The following is a 16,206-nucleotide window of genomic DNA, read 5'->3' on the forward strand; positions in this document are numbered from 1 at the left end:
GTTATAAAAATTTATGTTATTATTCTATTCTAAAGTTTTTGCTAATCCAACAATACAAATCGAGAGTATAATCGTTATAATCCCGGCAATGATGGACGTATACGTTGATTTATTGACACCTTTCCATTCTTTTAATGCAACTCCCCAAGCATTGGAGATTAAGATAATGAAGGCCATATGTAAAATCCAAGAACTAGCTCCATTTCCCAAACGACTTTCTCCCATACCATAAAAGAAGAACTGCAGGTACCATGTTGTGCCACCTAAAGCACATAATAAAAGATTTTTAGCTAAAGGAGCAGACGATTTACCGTAATCGGAGAATGTTTTATTTTTGGTCAACAAGTAGATACACCAAATAACATTCGTCATAAAGCCTCCCCATAAAATCACCACATAGGTTACATTATTTTGGTATAAAAACTCCCCTTCATTGGGATTTGCAGCTTTCCACAATTCATTTGCAATATCAGCCATAGGCTTTCCTGCTTCAATACCAAAATTAAAACAAGCACTCAAAACACCGGAAACAATAGCCACCACAATGCCGACGCCAAAATTGTAATCCGACTTCGCCTCCGCAGATAGGGTTGCTAAACTTCTTTCTTTAAGTATTCCAGCGCGACCACATAGGTAAATTCCCAATACACAAACAAGCAAGCCTACCATCACGCAAATTCCTGCACTGTTTGTAAAAAAGTAGTCAATACCGTGTTTTCCGGGCGTTTGATTGAAAAAATAATATATTGCCGGCATCAATGATCCGAAGACCATACTCAATCCTAAGATCACACTGCCACCCAACGATACACCGAGATAGCGAACGCCCAGTCCATACGTAAGGCCTCCTATGCCCCACAGTAACCCAAACAAAAATGTATAACCCAACGTCGACGCTCCGGCTTCCCGAATGATGTCGGCGAAATTGGGAATCGTAATCCACGCAGCAATCGGTGGAACAATAATCCAAGAAAATAAACCGCCCAAGATCCACATGGCCTCCCAAGACCAACCCTTGACTTTTTTATACGGTACATAAAAGCTCCCCGACGCAAATCCTCCAATAAAGTGAAATATAACTCCTGCTAATGCATTCATAAATTTTATTTTAATAATATAGATTCATATTGATGCTCCAAGATAAGAGGAATAAAGGTTAAAACTGTTATGGACTGTCATGCCGACAGCGCAATGTTTATTTCTTTAGGTCTTTATCCAGAAGGTTAATTACATCCTTTTTTCGCGTTGCCGGCATAACGATAAGATCAACGACTTTCCCTCCTCGCAGTTTTCCTTCTACGGTCGTTTGCTGTGGGGCATGGAGTTTGAAATCTACATCCCATTCCGAAGGCCATGCGGGAAATAGATATATTTTGTCATCCACTGTTTGAAGAATCATCTCCTGTAATCCTACCATGCCACTACCGCCCCAATTATGATCCGGTACCCAATCAAAACCTGGCCCCCAAAATGTAGGAAAACGACGGTCTGCATCAGCTAATTTGAGTAAAGCCAATCGCTTCGCCTCTGCTGTTAACCCCAATCGAGCCGCAAATATGTTATCTTGCTTCCAGCCAACATGGCTCCTGAACTTAAGGAGATCTGGATCATGCCAGTAGGTATTTCGCGCGACTTCTAAATCAGGTCTACCTATTCCATAAATACCCCAAGGAAACACAGGATAAAGCTGAGGTGCTTCCGTATTGTTTACCCTTGACCACACCTGTGCAGGGGCCAACATTTTCTTCCCATCAAGTTCTCGCCATGGTAAAGGAGGAATTCGTCTTTGAAAACCCTCAAGATAGGATCTTAACGTGGTATCTTGCTGCACATCAACCAAAGACAACATCCGATGGGTTACCACCTGCAGAGCGGCTAGTGTCGTCGATGCATTATAAGCCATTTTATAGGTTTCGGCAGAAGAACCAGGATAAAACACCAAATGTCCATTTTGATCGAGTACTTTGTTTCCTTGTTGACGAGCCCGATACTGATAGTGTTCATCGAAGAACCGCAGACAACTCGCCACAAATGGAATATAGGCTCTTATATCTTCTTTATTATAGTTTTCTGTCTCCAACATCATCATGCAAAACTCCAATACCGTATCCCACTGGTATTCAAGCCAGGCATTGTATTCCAGTCCTGCATCATAATCTTTTGGGCGTTTCCAATTGTACTCTGCAGGATTAGGCAAACCAAAATTCTCTAATTGTTCGGTAAAGCTAGCACCTTGATGTTTCCAATAGACATTGGAACGCCATTCTGCATTTTTCTGCAGGCGTTGGTAGAACTTAAATTGTGCCGCCATCATATCAAAATCACCACTTTTTAACATGGGCCAATAGACCAACCGTTGATTTTGTGCCGTATGCGTTCCTCCCCCCCAATTACGAAAATCGGGCGTAAACCTAAAACTACTATCCACTCCACTAGGGTCATAAGTGAATAACCCGCCATTAAACTTTGTTGGATACTCGCCATATGCATTACAACCTAACATATATCGAAATAATTGATAGTTGCGTCCCACTTTCCAAGCGTCTCCACGCCCTTGTTGCATGTCCGGCTGAATAACAATATAGCTTCGCTTCCAAAAGTCCTCCCACCAGGTTTCCGTTTGTTTTCTACGGACCACCAATGCTGTCTTTGGTGAGGCCAAGTGTAAAAGCTGTTTCTCCCATTCGGCAAATTCGTCGACCTGATCCACAAGCAAGGTCACCTGAACATGGTGTTTCTTTCGCGGTTTTTTGCTTCGTAGTGTCCAACCTTTGAAATCCGTATCCAGATACTTTCCTTCTTGTTTTCCAGCGAAAAACATATCATCTCCCTGCAACATGCCTCCGGAAGTCAATCGAAAAAGCGGATTAAACAACGAATCTTTAACGGCATCAAGCTGTTGCTGCTGGACGACAATATCAAAAGCGGTACTATCTCTATTCTGATGATAAAAAACGATCGCATCTCTTTGCACCCGCACACTATCTTTATACGTAACGACGGGCTTCGGAGGTGCCCATTTCCAGGAATTAGCGTTGTTCTCTTTCTTCCGAGGATGTAAATCCTTATAACGCCAACTTTCATAGGTTGCCTCAACATCTATCTGACGGTTAGCGTCCACTTCTACATGCACATTAGGGGAGTGCACATCGACCCAAAGTAATACTTTAGCCCTCAAGCCTTTACTCTCGCCTTGAATCAATAAACGACCCTGTTCCAATTGAAGCTCCTGCTTGAAATCGCCAGCTTCGAATGGATTAGGAGACAATTTCAACCGTACCCGTCCCAATTTCAACAAGGTATTGTGCTCATCAAAAGCACCACTTTTACCCAAATAAAAAAGGATATCCCCCTGTTCGACCCAGGCATTTAATCCGATATCACCGCCGCCCACAGGCATAGACTCTGCTGCATTTTTACTAGGGGCCGTCCAAGTTACATTATACTTTTCCCAGGCGAAATCCTGTGCAAATAAGCCCTGTACCATCACGACACAGGTGAGTAAGAGTATAATTCGATTTATAGGTGTATTCATAGTTTTTCAAACCTTATTTGCGGCTATCCCATTTCATGCTGCTGATCGCATTTCCCATTTGCCCTTCAATATCTATCCCGTAAAGGGCAATTCCTTCCATATGTCCAAACGGAAGCCATCGCAACCTATGCCGCATACTAGCTACCAATTATCTGATCGGAAGGAAGATACGGGCAATCCATTTACCCCAAATAGATTTCCAACAACAAAATCCTTAAATGCGTAACGTACAGCCACCGGTAAGCTTACTCTCGGTGAAGAAACGCTAACCGTTTTTCCTTGTACCACGGCTGTTGCCGCATAGAAAACCTGATCCTCGCCTGCAATCTCAAATGCCTTTACCTCATTACCAAAAGACGAGATCCCCAAAGGAGCATCTTTAAAATGTACGACAATTGTACTCCCCTTTATTTCGATGCTATCATATAACGGGCTTCTCGCATGGATACTTTTCATACCATAGGCATCGCCCAATGCAAGTAGTGCAAATCGGTCTCCACCCTCCTTCTTTCGCGAGGGATGAATACATTGTTCCTCACCCAGATCCAACGTTACCACCATACCACTGTGTTCCATTTGAGCTAAGGCCTTTCGTTGCGCATCACGTAAAAAAGCCGAATTGTATTTTCCTCCAACGTAATATGGAGGTAATGAAGCGTAGTTAAACGGTGCTATCTGTGCAAAATAAAAAGGCATTTGTGGATTATTCCATTGCTCCCGGTATTTAGCAACCATTCGAGGAAATAGGATCTCATAAGCATCGGGACGCTCATAATTTGATTCACCTTGATACCAGATTATCCCCTTTATTCCATAGCCCGCCAAAGGATCGATCATACCATTATATAACATTGTAGGTACTCTATTCTTATCCTTTAAGCCTTCTTCTTTTCGTGGAATATCCAGATCCTGTTGATCGGCCAACCAAGAAACGTCCATCCAAGCCTCCACATTAGATCCGCCATAGCTGCTATGTATCAACCCTATCGGAACCTTCAAAACCTGACGAAGTCTTTTCCCAAAAAAATAAGCCGTTGCACTAAAATTAGTAACGGTCTCCGGGCTTGCTTTTTTCCATGTCGATGGCTTGGTATCCTCAGCTGGATGTAATTGCGGATTTCGAGGTACGGTATATAGACGCAACTGCTCATCGTTCGATTCCAACATAGCTTCTGTACTACCAATAATAGGTTGACCAGGATACCCCTTTAAGGGCATTTCCATATTCGATTGTCCAGAACAGAGCCAAACCTCTCCGACCCAAACATCTTGTAATGTTATGCTGTTTCCTTCCGATACGCGTATGTGATAGGGACCTCCGGCCTGAGCTGTCTGCACAAACAAACGCCAACGTCCTTTCTCATCGGTTTTTACTTGGTATTTCTTATTATCCCAAGATGTCTGCACCTGCACGGTTGCCATCGGCTTTGCCCATCCCCACACAGGAACGGACTTCTGCTGTTGCAAAACCATTCCATCGGTAAAAAGTGCTGCCAGCCGTACCTCTGCATGTGCCGCAAAGGAGGACAGTATACACAAAAAGAGGACTATATTTCTCATATCGTATGCTGTTAATTTTTGCCTAACCAAACCGCCATATCTCCAAAGGTGCGGTTGCCCCATGCAAAATAAGGAACGAGACGCACAGCTACAACTTCTGAGGCTTTCTTGCCCGCTGGTCGATATAAGGAACTCCATCCTTGTACAGTGTCTGCATAGGCTTTTCCCTTTAAGAAAACGATATCCTGCCCTAAAACCGACTCATGTGCCGGTTCAAAAGTATCCTGGTAACTGATTCTCAGGTCAAAAATATCAACCGGTGCGGCCACATCTTCCTTTTCCAGACAGTAGACGACCGGTCCGCGCATCACAGCTACTTGATTTCGCGTTTCTTCCACCAACGGATTCGCCTCCATAAACCGAACATTCATCGGCAACTGCAAACGAATGCGGTCTCCTTTCTTAAAATCCCCCAACAGAACAGCATACCCTTTCTCGGTTTTAAAGGCTATTTTTTTGTTGTTTTTAGTAATTTCAGCCGCTTCTGCCCAAGCCGGTATCCTCAGCTTTAAGGCGTATCCTTTCGGCAATTCGTCGATAAGCAAACTGGCATCGCCACTCCAAGGATAGTCGGACTCTTGGATGATCTTAATTTTTTTGTTCTTGTAACTTGTCTGCAATACATTTCCTCCGTATAAATTTACCCATACGGCATCGTCGGAAACACCATAAGCATAACTCGCTACCTCAGCAATGGTCCGTACTACATTCGGCGGACAGCAGTTTGACAAAGAAATATAAGGTACTCTCTTTTTCGACCACCGTTGTTGAAAAGGCAGTTTAGAGGAATAACTTAGCGGATTGGTATATAAAAACTTATCCCCATCCAAGCTAATGCCAGACAATACACTATTGTATAGTGCCAGCTCCAACACATCCATATATTTTGCATCTCCTGTGAAATTCGTCATTCGCCAGTTCCACAACATATTCCCAATATTGGCACAGGTTTCATTGTGTGCTGTCAAGTTTGGCAATTGATAATCGCGTCCGAAAGCTTGGTGAATTTTTTGCACCTCTGTAGGATCGTAAGATGTTCCATCAGGAGAGGTTCCGTCATACAGGGCGCCAAGCCCTCCTGTGATGTACATTTTATGTTGCACGACATCATTCCATATCGCAAATAACCTATTGCTCAGCGTTGTATCCTGCAATTCAGCACAAAGATCGGCAACTCCCGCATAAAGGTAGCTGGCCCGCACGGCATGCCCCATAGCTTTATTTTGCTGGCGGAAAGGAATACGATCTTGGTTATCATCCGTTCCATCTTCAATTTCGCCTTTGATATCGATAAGATGCTTAGCAAGTTCTAAATACTTGGGATCTCTCGTCGTCCGATAGAGCTCTATCGTACCCATATAATGTGATGGGCAGATCGCATTTCGAGCCAAAGTAGGATTGGATTTCTTGTAAAACCCATACAAATAATCGGCAGCTTTAATCGCAATATCTAAAAGATCCCTCTTTCCTGTCACGCGGTAATGTATACATCCGGCCGTCATCAGGTGACCAATGTTATACGATTCAAAACTGAGGCGATCTTGAAATTCAATATTTTCACCAGAGTTTCGCTGGTCAATTGTTGCTTTCGTATAGATGTAACCATCGGCACGCTGTGCTTTTGCAATGACCGGAATAACCTGCTCGAGCATCCGTAATAATTTCACGTCCTTGCTTTGTGCATAAAGTGCACAAACGGCTTCCAATGTCTTATAAAAATCGCCATCATGGAAGGACGGACCTTTATGCTCCCCTTGTTGCAATCCTGCCGCGATTTCAAAGTTCCTGTACGCATGGCTGATCGCGGCATCCGTATAAACATCCCATAAGTTGGGCACCATACGTTCATAACATGTAGACGTACGCTCTGCCCAGAAACCCTTGGTCCAGGATACATCACCCATGTCTACAGATTTTTGCACGGCAAAAGGACTTTCAGCCGTATTCGTAATAGCTTTCTGCTGTGCCGACAGACCTGTCGCCAAAAAGGCGAAGACCAATCCTAAACTATATAATTTTTTATCTCGATTCATCGTTATTATACGTTGTCTCATACCAAATCAATTTCACTTCACCACTGATACCTGCTGGTTGCATTTCTTTTAAAAACTTAGCCGTAGCGGTTGTTTTCACGAGCCGTTCCGTCGTATTATTATTCGTTTCGTACCCAAACCGATTTCCCCAAGTATTGTACACCTTTATTTCTAAGGAATTATCTCCCTCCTTGATGTAATCTGTCACATCAAGCGCATAGGGTTTTGTCCAAATAACACCGACAGTCGATCCGTTCAAAATAACTTCCGCCATGCTCTCTACCTCCGCTAAACGTAACACCGCACGTTTCCCCTTTTTAGAGAAAGGTTGGTGAAATGACATCGTATAAGACACCGTTCCAGCATGATAACGCAAGCTATCAACCGTGATATTGGTCCAAAAATCAGGCTGCTCCTGTACGATCGGCAGATGTGATACCCCCTCCAACTGGAGATGCCATTTCCCTTGTAGGGTAAGCGTTTTACTTACCTTCCAATTTGCCAACGATACCTTCTGTTCACTCAGTAATACAAAAAGCGATTGATATGCATCAAAATTTAAAGTCACCAACGTACGTCCTTCTTTCGTCTGCAAGGATAGCGGCATCAATTGATCCGTCACCGCATTATAGGCATAAGCATAGGCAGACTTCTGGCGCAACGAGATTGTGGCCACGCGCTCCATGCTATCCTGATTTGCGATAAAATAACTATCTCCACCCTCAAATTGACGATGGTTCCATGCAAAATTTGTATTCAACCCGCCATTAATTAGGATATCCTTTTCTATACCAAACGAGGTAAAATCAGTGGCTTCATAGGTCCCTACATATATCTTCCCTTTTCCTAAGGTCTTAAAACGTAAACCTTGCTCATTTTTCAGATTGCCAAAAAGTTTCGAAAGTACCTGATTAAAAGCAAGCGTATCCTTCCGGGATACGTATCCCAGCTGTTTCTGAGGAATATCTTGAAACAGAATACAGGCACCATCTTCCGCTAGCGCAGCAAACCTTTCAAGCACCGGCAATGAAAAGGCATCTCCGATTGGATTGAGTAAATGCTTTCCGGGAACAACAAGCAAGCGGTAGGCAATATGATCTGAAAAAACAACCGCGCCATCTTTCACTTTGGTATGCTGCAGCAATGCTTGCGGGTTAAAGGAATCATAAGCGTATCCTTGCAAGGGGTCAATCCAATCCAACGGATCATACATGTTGGCAGAGGTACTTACTGCTGCTATTTTTTGTAAGGGCTGTCCCACATTTCGCAATAAAGAATCTGTTCTTTGCACACGCTCCTTTCCAATGATACCGGGCAAGGTATGCACCAATCGATCGGGTAACAGTGACCGCCGAGGTATTTCTTCACCAATAAAGATGGCAACATCCCGTACAGGTGTACCATGCTGAAGAAGCTGTTGCGTCCGTATGGCATAGTTTACCCATTCCCGACCAGGCTTCCACCAAATTTGATCGCGTTGAAAATACGTTCCCACACCGTCCAGTGTCATCCCCGGCTTACGATCCATCCAGGGGTTGTGTACGTAGACATGATAAGCAAGGTTATTGATCCCCAAAGCATAATTACGATCTTGCAAGGACTTCAACAGACGGGGATGTTCATCCCACTGCATGCGAATTTGTGTAAAGGCCTCCGACATCAGCACATTTTTCCCATAAATATGTCCTCCCGAAACCGCATCAAGTACATCATTCGGTTTATCATGAGAAGGGCTTCTGAACCAAAATTCCCCCATCGTACGATCTGTAAAACGAAAATGGGACAAACCATCGCTCGTCATGACAGGAGCTGTTGTTTCTGCAGTAAACTGCACGCCATATTGATCACACATTTCACGTAATGTCTGAAACCCTTTTTGATCCAATAACTCCGCGATGGTTTCACGATAATCATGTAAAAAAGCTTCTGATGTATTCACATCCTCTACGACGAATCCAGCCAATACCGGCAAGAAACGATCTAGCGGATAACCTCTTCGCTTTTGAAATTCTGCAAGCATATGCTTTGTCCAATTCTGACTTCCGCATTCCCAAGAGTCAATATGAAATACCGTTAGGACTTCCTTTGCTAAGGTAGGGTCTACCATTTTTTTTGCTTTACCGTACCACTGTTCAAATTGGAAAGCCACAGTCTCCGCATCCAGTTTATCACATTCTAAACCTTTTCCAGCTCCCGCTGTCTCGTTTTTATGCCCCGTGCTGGTATGTCCGATACGCAATATTTTCCATATTCCTTTGGGCAGATCCAGTTCAACTTCATTATTTAGCGAAGGCTTGGCTAATAGCCTTAAATCCTTTTGCTTTATGGTATGCTCATTATTGATCCAATTCGGATCTGTTGGCAGGGACACCCGCCATATTTCCCCTGTCTTCCCTTCATACTGATTGACGCGCGGTTCTTCGAAGAGTGTTATCCCCAACAGCTTGAGAGAAGGTTTCCATTTGGCAAAATCTAAGTCCTCCGCTCCTGGCTCGCTTCCAGAAGGATCGTAAACAAATCGATACACTTTCGCTTTTGTATAGGGAATCGCATGTGTCACGCCGTTATCCCAATCAAGCCATCCCATACGTGGTGATTGCAAACGGGTCAATTCCCTGAAATTGACCCCATCGTCACTTATCAAAATGTGCAGTCGGTTCGCCTGATAGTTGGATGCATTCCATTCAATCTTCAATGCATTTGCAGCAAAAGGCTCGGGGAATGTATATTGAATCCAACCCGGCTGATTACTGGCAAAAGGTTTCTTATTGTTAGTAATCGCCAAACGCTGCAGATCTTCGCCGTAACTGTTACTAACCGTTGGCACAATATCTCTACTCGTATGGTACAGCTTTGAAACAGGAACAGCAAACAATTGTATATCCTCGTAATAGCCTGCGGTTCGTTGTGGCTCGGGCAATTGCAGCTTAAATTTCCCTTTTTTACGTATGTTTACTATCGTATCAACAGCCACCACCTTTTGCATGGATTGTTCGGGTTTAATCCAAGGCCCTCCTGCTGTTGCAAAGCCATCATTTGGAAACATCGCAATCTGGATCTTGTATTTTTGGGCTTCCTTGACAAGGTAACGAAACATCTCCCACCATTCCGGTGTGAGCGTCTCCGTTGTCGGCTCAAACAACGGCGGATCAGTCTTTGCTTTAATAGGCGTAAAATAAGCCCCTGCAATATTGTTCGCCGCCATAGCCTCCAGGTCAGCCTTAATTCCTTCCTTCGAATAACTGGCATGCATAAAATACCAGACCACCCAGGGTTTGGCATTTTCGTAAGTGTGTTTATCCAACGCAACCAGCGTGGAAGGTATTCCTTTAATTTGTCCAAAACCAGTCGTCCAGACCAGCCATATAGCCGTTATAATCAAGAATCGTTGTTGCATAGCTATCCTGTATCGCCTTATCTTCGTGGCTAATTATTACTTTTTCTTTACTTCAAATGGTGTCAACCGAAACGCATAGTGATAATTATGCGCTGGAATCTGATATTTTTCCAAGGGCTGCGAAACATCCGTCCACGTGTCGTTACCTCCTATACCCATCTGCTTCAGATCAATATTTACGGTGATTTTATCTTCCTTTTTAAGTTTAAACCAATGCTTGGTTTTGCTGATTTGTTGCGGTGAAAAGGGCAACGCACTCATGTAGAGCGGCTGGTTACCTTCCACAAGAAGGCCATAGTTTTTATTTTGCAACCTAAACCAACGTACATCCATACGGTTTCCAGTTTCCTGCGGGTAAAGGTAATCCTGCAGCAAATCATCAATATTGCCTTGGTATACCCCAAGATCAAATCCATAAGCTCTATCCGGGTAATTTTCTTGCTCACCGAGACCGTAATAGTGGATCTGTTCAAAAGTTGGATTTACCCCTAATTGCATGCCTACTTTAGGAATATTTGGCAAGCCTGGCTGCACCTGCAAGCTATAATCCACGATAATTACTCCCGCTCCGCCAATCGTATATTGCACGTGAACCTGCGCCGAATCGGCAGGCAATGCGTATACAGCCGTTATATGAACATCCGCTCCATCTTGTTTAGCTTGTACCTCACGAGGGGCGACAGCATTATACCAATATTTCAGTTTGAGCTGCGGCTTCCAACCTCTCCGATCATTGTCTGTCGCAGGCCTTGTAAAGTTTGGCAGCAATGGATTATTGATGATCTGTTGTCCTTTATACTGGTATTGCTCCAGTGCCCCTGTCACCTTATTGAAGATTGCGACAAAATCTTTCCCCAGCACCTGAAAGCAGGTATCCTTCTCGACAAGTGTCGGCCCTTTTGCCGATTGTGACAACGATAAATGACGTTGTTGGATTTCTTTCCAACGTAATTGGGACGAAGAAACAACAAAACCACGAGCGGCCCATGCTGTAGAATCTGGCAACCTAAACTGAATATCAAGTTGATATTCTTTTTCAGGCTTCTGTTTTACAGGAATAAAAGAGCGCAAAGACATCGCGATAGAATCACCCGCTGCGACGTCGATTTGAGGCAACTTCACCTCCCGAATGGGCACACCATCTTCGCGAATGACCATTCGCGCGTCATAGTGGCTCAAGTTGACTAGTGCCGCTCGATTTTTTATCTTCACCTGCAGTGTCGCTGTATCTTGTAGAATAACCTCCGCCGGTTGGTAAATCCGTTTGTTTTCGTACATCGCAGCTTTAGGCCGATTCCAAGCATCAACGATACCGTTAAGACTGAATGCACCATTGTGAATCTTTTCTCCAAAATCCCCACCATAGGCCAATACCCTGCCATAAGTACTATCCCGGCGAATGAGCGCCTGATCTTTGTAATCCCAAATAAAACCACCGATCAATCGTGGATGGGATCTAAAAATATCCCAAAAATCCTTGATATTCCCTGTTGAATTACCCATAGAATGAGAATATTCTACAAATAGTATAGGTCTTTTGTCACCATTTTGTTGGTTCAGCAACAGTTCCGGCGTAAAAATTCCAGGATAGAATCGGGATACGATATCCACATAATATTGATCCTGCACATTTTGTAAGCGATGCGCATGATCATTGGATTTTGGGTATCGTGGGTCAGAAGGATCTATATACCCCGGCAATTGATGACTTCCCATTGCGGGCTCATAATGTACCGGTCTTGTGATATCAAAATCATGTATCCAAGCAGCCATAGCCGCAGTGGTTGGCCCTCTTCCGGATTCGTTTCCTAAAGACCAAATCACAATAGAAGGATGGTTTTTATCACGCTCCACCATGCGCGTTACGCGTTCCATATGTGCCGCGAGCCAGGTAGGATCGTTCATTAATTTACCCCCTAGCCCATGTGTCTCTAAATTCGCCTCGTCCATAACCATCAGCCCGTAGCTATCGCAAAGCTCATAGATATAAGGATCGTTCGGATAGTGGGAGGTACGAATAGCATTAAAGTTAAACTGCTTAATTTGACGGATATCCGCCTCCATGTCTGCACGGTTAAGCGCTTTTCCGCGCTCTGGATGATGATCATGCCGATTCACGCCGTATAAATAGGTGGTTTTACCATTAATCAGCAGTTTTCCAGTCTCTTTTGAAAAGGCGATATGACGAAAACCAACCTGACAGGTCTTGGCCTCCAATAGTTTGTTGTTTTTATCGTACAGGCTCACGACCAGCCTGTAAAGGTTTGGCTCTTCTGCAGACCATTTTTTTGGATTTGGAATCTGCGCTTCCAACAAACCAAATTTCACATTATCAAGACGTGGATAGATTTCATTAAATATGTCAGCCGCATCTTTTTGAAGCGCGTTTTTGAGCAACGGCCGGTTATCTGCATCGTACAATTGTGCCTTTACCACAAATCCCCGAATGCTATCACCGGAAAAGTTATCAATTTTTGGGCGCAGTGAAAATTTAACATCCCGAAATGCCGAATCTAATGTGGCCTGCCAATGAAAATCAGCAATACGCACCTTCGGTTCGGCCATTAAAAAAACCTCCCGATGTATACCGCTCATCCGCCAGTGGTCCTGATCTTCCAAGTAAGACGCATCGCTCCAACGGATAACCTGCAAGGAAACTCTATTTTTTCCTTTTTTTACATAGGGCGTTACATTAAATTCTGACGGTAGACAGGAGTCTTCCGCATATCCTACATAGGCGTCGTTGACCCATAAGTGATAAGCTGAAATAACACCTCCAAAATGCAATGTAATGTTCATCCCATCCCAATCCTCTGGCAAATCAAACGAACGCTGATAAGATCCTACGGCGTTGTAATCTGTAGGGATACGTGGAGGATCTATCGGCTGAAAAGGATACACAGCCGAACGATAAATCGGAATATCGTACCCCTTCATCTCCCAATTGGAAGGTACGGTTATCTTGTCCCATCCTTTTACATCCGTGCGGTGAAAATCCTTTGGCGCGTCTGCTGGCTTTTCGACAAATTTAAAGTCCCATTCACCATTAAGGAATAGCAAACGATTGTTTAGGGTCCTGTCATTCTCCAACGCAGCTTCAACCGACGCGTAAGAATATCCCGTAGCTCTAGATGGATCTCTGTTGATCGCAGTAATCATGGGATTCTCCCATGCTGTGGCAATCTTTCCATCAGGTACAGGAGGAATAACGGCTGGTTTACCGTCCACCGTTTGTCCTCGAAGAGGCAATGCAGCGTAACAAAGAAGAAGTCCGAGGGCAAGCCCTTGTTGTAATTGTTGCTTATTAATTCGCATACTCCACTTCATAATTAATGCCCTTCTCCAACAGCAGGGTATAATTATCCCCACCCGCTGCTATGATCTCGCCATGATTTGTTTTTGGCTTCTTTCTACTCTTGAACTTAAGCGTTCCTATACCTATTGGCGAATTGACCGTAATTTTTGATTTAGAAATATACAAGGAAATCTCCCCAGCTGGTGTAGGCACTTTTCCTTCCATCCATTTTAAGGAAGCCAAATAAGGTTGTATTTCGTACTGCTTATACCCCGCTTCCGTAGGTTTCACCCCGAGATAGTACTTGCCTAAAAGATAGATAGGGCTAGCTCCCCAAGAATGACAGAGACTTTTCCCAAATTCCCTTCCGTACATCGCATAATGATCCGCACCACTTTTGGAGGGGTTGTATTCCTCCCAAAAGGTTGTCGCACCCAACTTAAGCATACCTCCCCAATAATTTTTCATTTCCGTCATGACATAGTCTTTTTCTCCTAATGCACAAAGCGCTTCCAACTCGTAATACCGCATATAGGGTGTCACAATTTTCTGTATATCATCATTCAACAACACATTCGACTTGACCGTTTGCTGCTGTTCTTTCGACAAGTACTCAAAAAATATCGCAAACATGTTGGCATAGCGTGTGATGTTTTCCGTCTGTACCCCTTGGATACGGCTATGTGCAAATGCGCCCTGCTTTTCATTCCAATAGTAATTAAACAACTTCTTTTTCAAGCTAGCAGCTTCTTCAGCATACTGTGCTTTATCGTTAGGTCGCTGTAATAAATCAGCACACAATGCCATGGTCTCTAAACTTCTGCAAAGGAGTAACTGCTCAAAGCTGACTTCCCCCTGCTTACTTAGACCGTCTGCCCAATCGATAAATACCCAATCGCCAGATAATCCTTGCATCAACCCATCGGCATTTCTCCTACTCAAACAAAACTGCATCAACGATTGCATCCGTGGATAAATTGCGGCAATAAATTCCCTATCGCCTGTATACCGGTAGTAATCGTAAATACTTAAAAACCAGTAGAAGGTATAATCCATAATCGTATTAATATGGCTTACCGTGGGTTCTTTTCCACGCAGGGCTAAAATGGTCCTTTTAACTGTTTCAGCATCAAACCCCAAATAATAATTCATCGCGTAGGACTGGTAAGCGTCACCACTCCATATCCACCTATCACGTTTTATACCATCAATATAGAACTCGCGCGAGGTAAGCTCCATGGTATACTTGGCAACGTTCCAAATGTTATTCAATTCTTCGTCGGAGCTCCGGAAGGTTCCCCGATCAGCTACAGGTAAGTATTCATACAACATCGACACCTCGCTCCAGTCTATTTCTCCTTGAGGTTCTAGGTATACAAATCGAAAGGCTTTGGATAAGCTAAGCGTCGTATCCTTTGGATTCGGCTGGTTCAAATCGAGCAGGTCTAATGTCTCACAGGTTGCTGTAGCCAGTGCCTCTTCCTTCGATTCTCCATAATAGACTTTTAGTGTTCCCGTTCCTTTGAGCTGATGTAATTTAAGAAATCCAAAAGTATTTTTTCCGAAATCTACCAAGGTGCCATTCGATTGCTTTGATTGCTGAACAGCTTGTTGCGGTTTTGTTGGCAGATGGAACTGAGAAGGTTTTTGTTGCGGTTGATCAAAGTTCCAATAGCCCGCTTGCACATACGTCGTACCCGATTGGTCGGAAGCTTTTCCTGTTTCATCTATCCATTCCTTATCTTCAAAAGTGGCCAACCAGCTTTTATCCGTAAATACCTGCTTGCCTTCGATAAACAAAGCAGGTACATGACCTTGGTTGTAGACCTTAATATTGATTTTTTGCTTTCCTTTCGCAAGCTTCAACGTAGAAGGCATTCCGGCGAGCATCTTTCCATTGACTTTCACATTGTATTTTCCTTCAGCATGAATACGGACTTCCTCCGCTGTGGCCAAGTCAAATTCCTTATGAAATTCTACCAGTACATAATGACTGTCCATTTTCCAAAAAGGGGGGAAGAAGGTACCACGTTCAGTTCGTCGGTTCTGCATATCATTGCTAAGCCAAACTTCAAAATCTCCAGGATACCAAATCCAGGTTGCTCGATGCTGAGCAAATGAAACGACCGAATAACAAATACAGCCGATGAGTAGGAAAAGTCTTTTCATGTTTTTTTGTAATGCTATCGGCAACCGAAACGATGACAAGATTGTACAGCTAATAATTCCAACGTGCTACGAATATAGGTCGGCGGCATGGTGTTTGCAATCGCAAGACCACGATTCAGTTGAGCTTTCAATTATGATTATACGTTCCACAGGATGCCAATTACAAACATACTCGAAAAGTAAAAGCTGTATTTATGATATTTTCTCTAGCTACTGT

8 protein-coding genes are annotated in these 16,206 nt (G+C 43.7%); all 8 read right to left on the reverse strand.

The features are described 5' to 3' along the window. Positions 1-24 precede the first annotated feature (24 nt). Positions 25-1,098, reverse strand: a complete 1,074-nt coding sequence (gene rhaT / locus ACSZOX_RS06395; protein ID WP_437919008.1) for an L-rhamnose/proton symporter RhaT — start codon at positions 1,096-1,098, stop codon at positions 25-27. A 97-nt stretch (positions 1,099-1,195) separates the two neighbouring features. Further along, positions 1,196-3,535 (reverse strand): DUF5703 domain-containing protein, encoded by a 2,340-nt coding sequence (locus tag ACSZOX_RS06400; RefSeq protein ID WP_437919009.1) that lies wholly within the window; start codon positions 3,533-3,535, stop codon positions 1,196-1,198. 13 nt (positions 3,536-3,548) lie between these two features. Then, the gene (locus ACSZOX_RS06405; protein ID WP_437919010.1) at positions 3,549-3,671 is read right to left on the reverse strand and encodes a hypothetical protein; all 123 of its coding nucleotides are present in this window, start codon (positions 3,669-3,671) and stop codon (positions 3,549-3,551) included. 5 nt (positions 3,672-3,676) lie between these two features. Next, a complete protein-coding gene (locus ACSZOX_RS06410) occupies positions 3,677-5,095 on the reverse strand; it encodes a sialate O-acetylesterase (protein ID WP_437919011.1) in 1,419 nt (472 codons plus the stop codon). Positions 5,096-5,106: 11 nt separating this feature from the next. Beyond that, the gene (locus ACSZOX_RS06415) at positions 5,107-7,149 is read right to left on the reverse strand and encodes an aceric acid hydrolase (RefSeq protein WP_437919012.1); all 2,043 of its coding nucleotides are present in this window, start codon (positions 7,147-7,149) and stop codon (positions 5,107-5,109) included. Beyond that, positions 7,115-10,525, reverse strand: coding sequence for a glycosyl hydrolase (locus tag ACSZOX_RS06420; RefSeq protein ID WP_437919014.1), 3,411 nt, complete (start codon positions 10,523-10,525; stop codon positions 7,115-7,117). The genes ACSZOX_RS06415 and ACSZOX_RS06420 overlap by 35 nt, the downstream gene beginning before the upstream one ends. Positions 10,526-10,561: 36 nt before the next feature. Then, positions 10,562-13,852, reverse strand: a complete 3,291-nt coding sequence (locus tag ACSZOX_RS06425) for a glycoside hydrolase family 2 TIM barrel-domain containing protein (protein WP_437919015.1) — start codon at positions 13,850-13,852, stop codon at positions 10,562-10,564. Next, the gene (locus ACSZOX_RS06430; RefSeq protein ID WP_437919016.1) at positions 13,830-15,989 is read right to left on the reverse strand and encodes a trehalase family glycosidase; all 2,160 of its coding nucleotides are present in this window, start codon (positions 15,987-15,989) and stop codon (positions 13,830-13,832) included. The genes ACSZOX_RS06425 and ACSZOX_RS06430 overlap by 23 nt, the downstream gene beginning before the upstream one ends. Positions 15,990-16,206: the final 217 nt, after the last annotated feature.

The organism is Sphingobacterium sp. LRF_L2, from assembly GCF_965644235.1.
Lineage (GTDB): Bacteria > Bacteroidota > Bacteroidia > Sphingobacteriales > Sphingobacteriaceae > Sphingobacterium.

Coding starts and splice junctions, on each gene's coding strand:
- ACSZOX_RS06430 (WP_437919016.1), bottom strand. CDS start 15,989: ATGAAAAGACTTTTCCTACTCATCGGCTGTATTTGTTATTCGGTCGTT.
- ACSZOX_RS06420 (WP_437919014.1), bottom strand. CDS start 10,525: ATGCAACAACGATTCTTGATTATAACGGCTATATGGCTGGTCTGGACG.
- ACSZOX_RS06400 (WP_437919009.1), bottom strand. CDS start 3,535: ATGAATACACCTATAAATCGAATTATACTCTTACTCACCTGTGTCGTG.
- ACSZOX_RS06410 (WP_437919011.1), bottom strand. CDS start 5,095: ATGAGAAATATAGTCCTCTTTTTGTGTATACTGTCCTCCTTTGCGGCA.
- ACSZOX_RS06425 (WP_437919015.1), bottom strand. CDS start 13,852: ATGAAGTGGAGTATGCGAATTAATAAGCAACAATTACAACAAGGGCTT.
- rhaT (WP_437919008.1), bottom strand. CDS start 1,098: ATGAATGCATTAGCAGGAGTTATATTTCACTTTATTGGAGGATTTGCG.
- ACSZOX_RS06415 (WP_437919012.1), bottom strand. CDS start 7,149: ATGAGACAACGTATAATAACGATGAATCGAGATAAAAAATTATATAGT.
- ACSZOX_RS06405 (WP_437919010.1), bottom strand. CDS start 3,671: ATGCGGCATAGGTTGCGATGGCTTCCGTTTGGACATATGGAAGGAATT.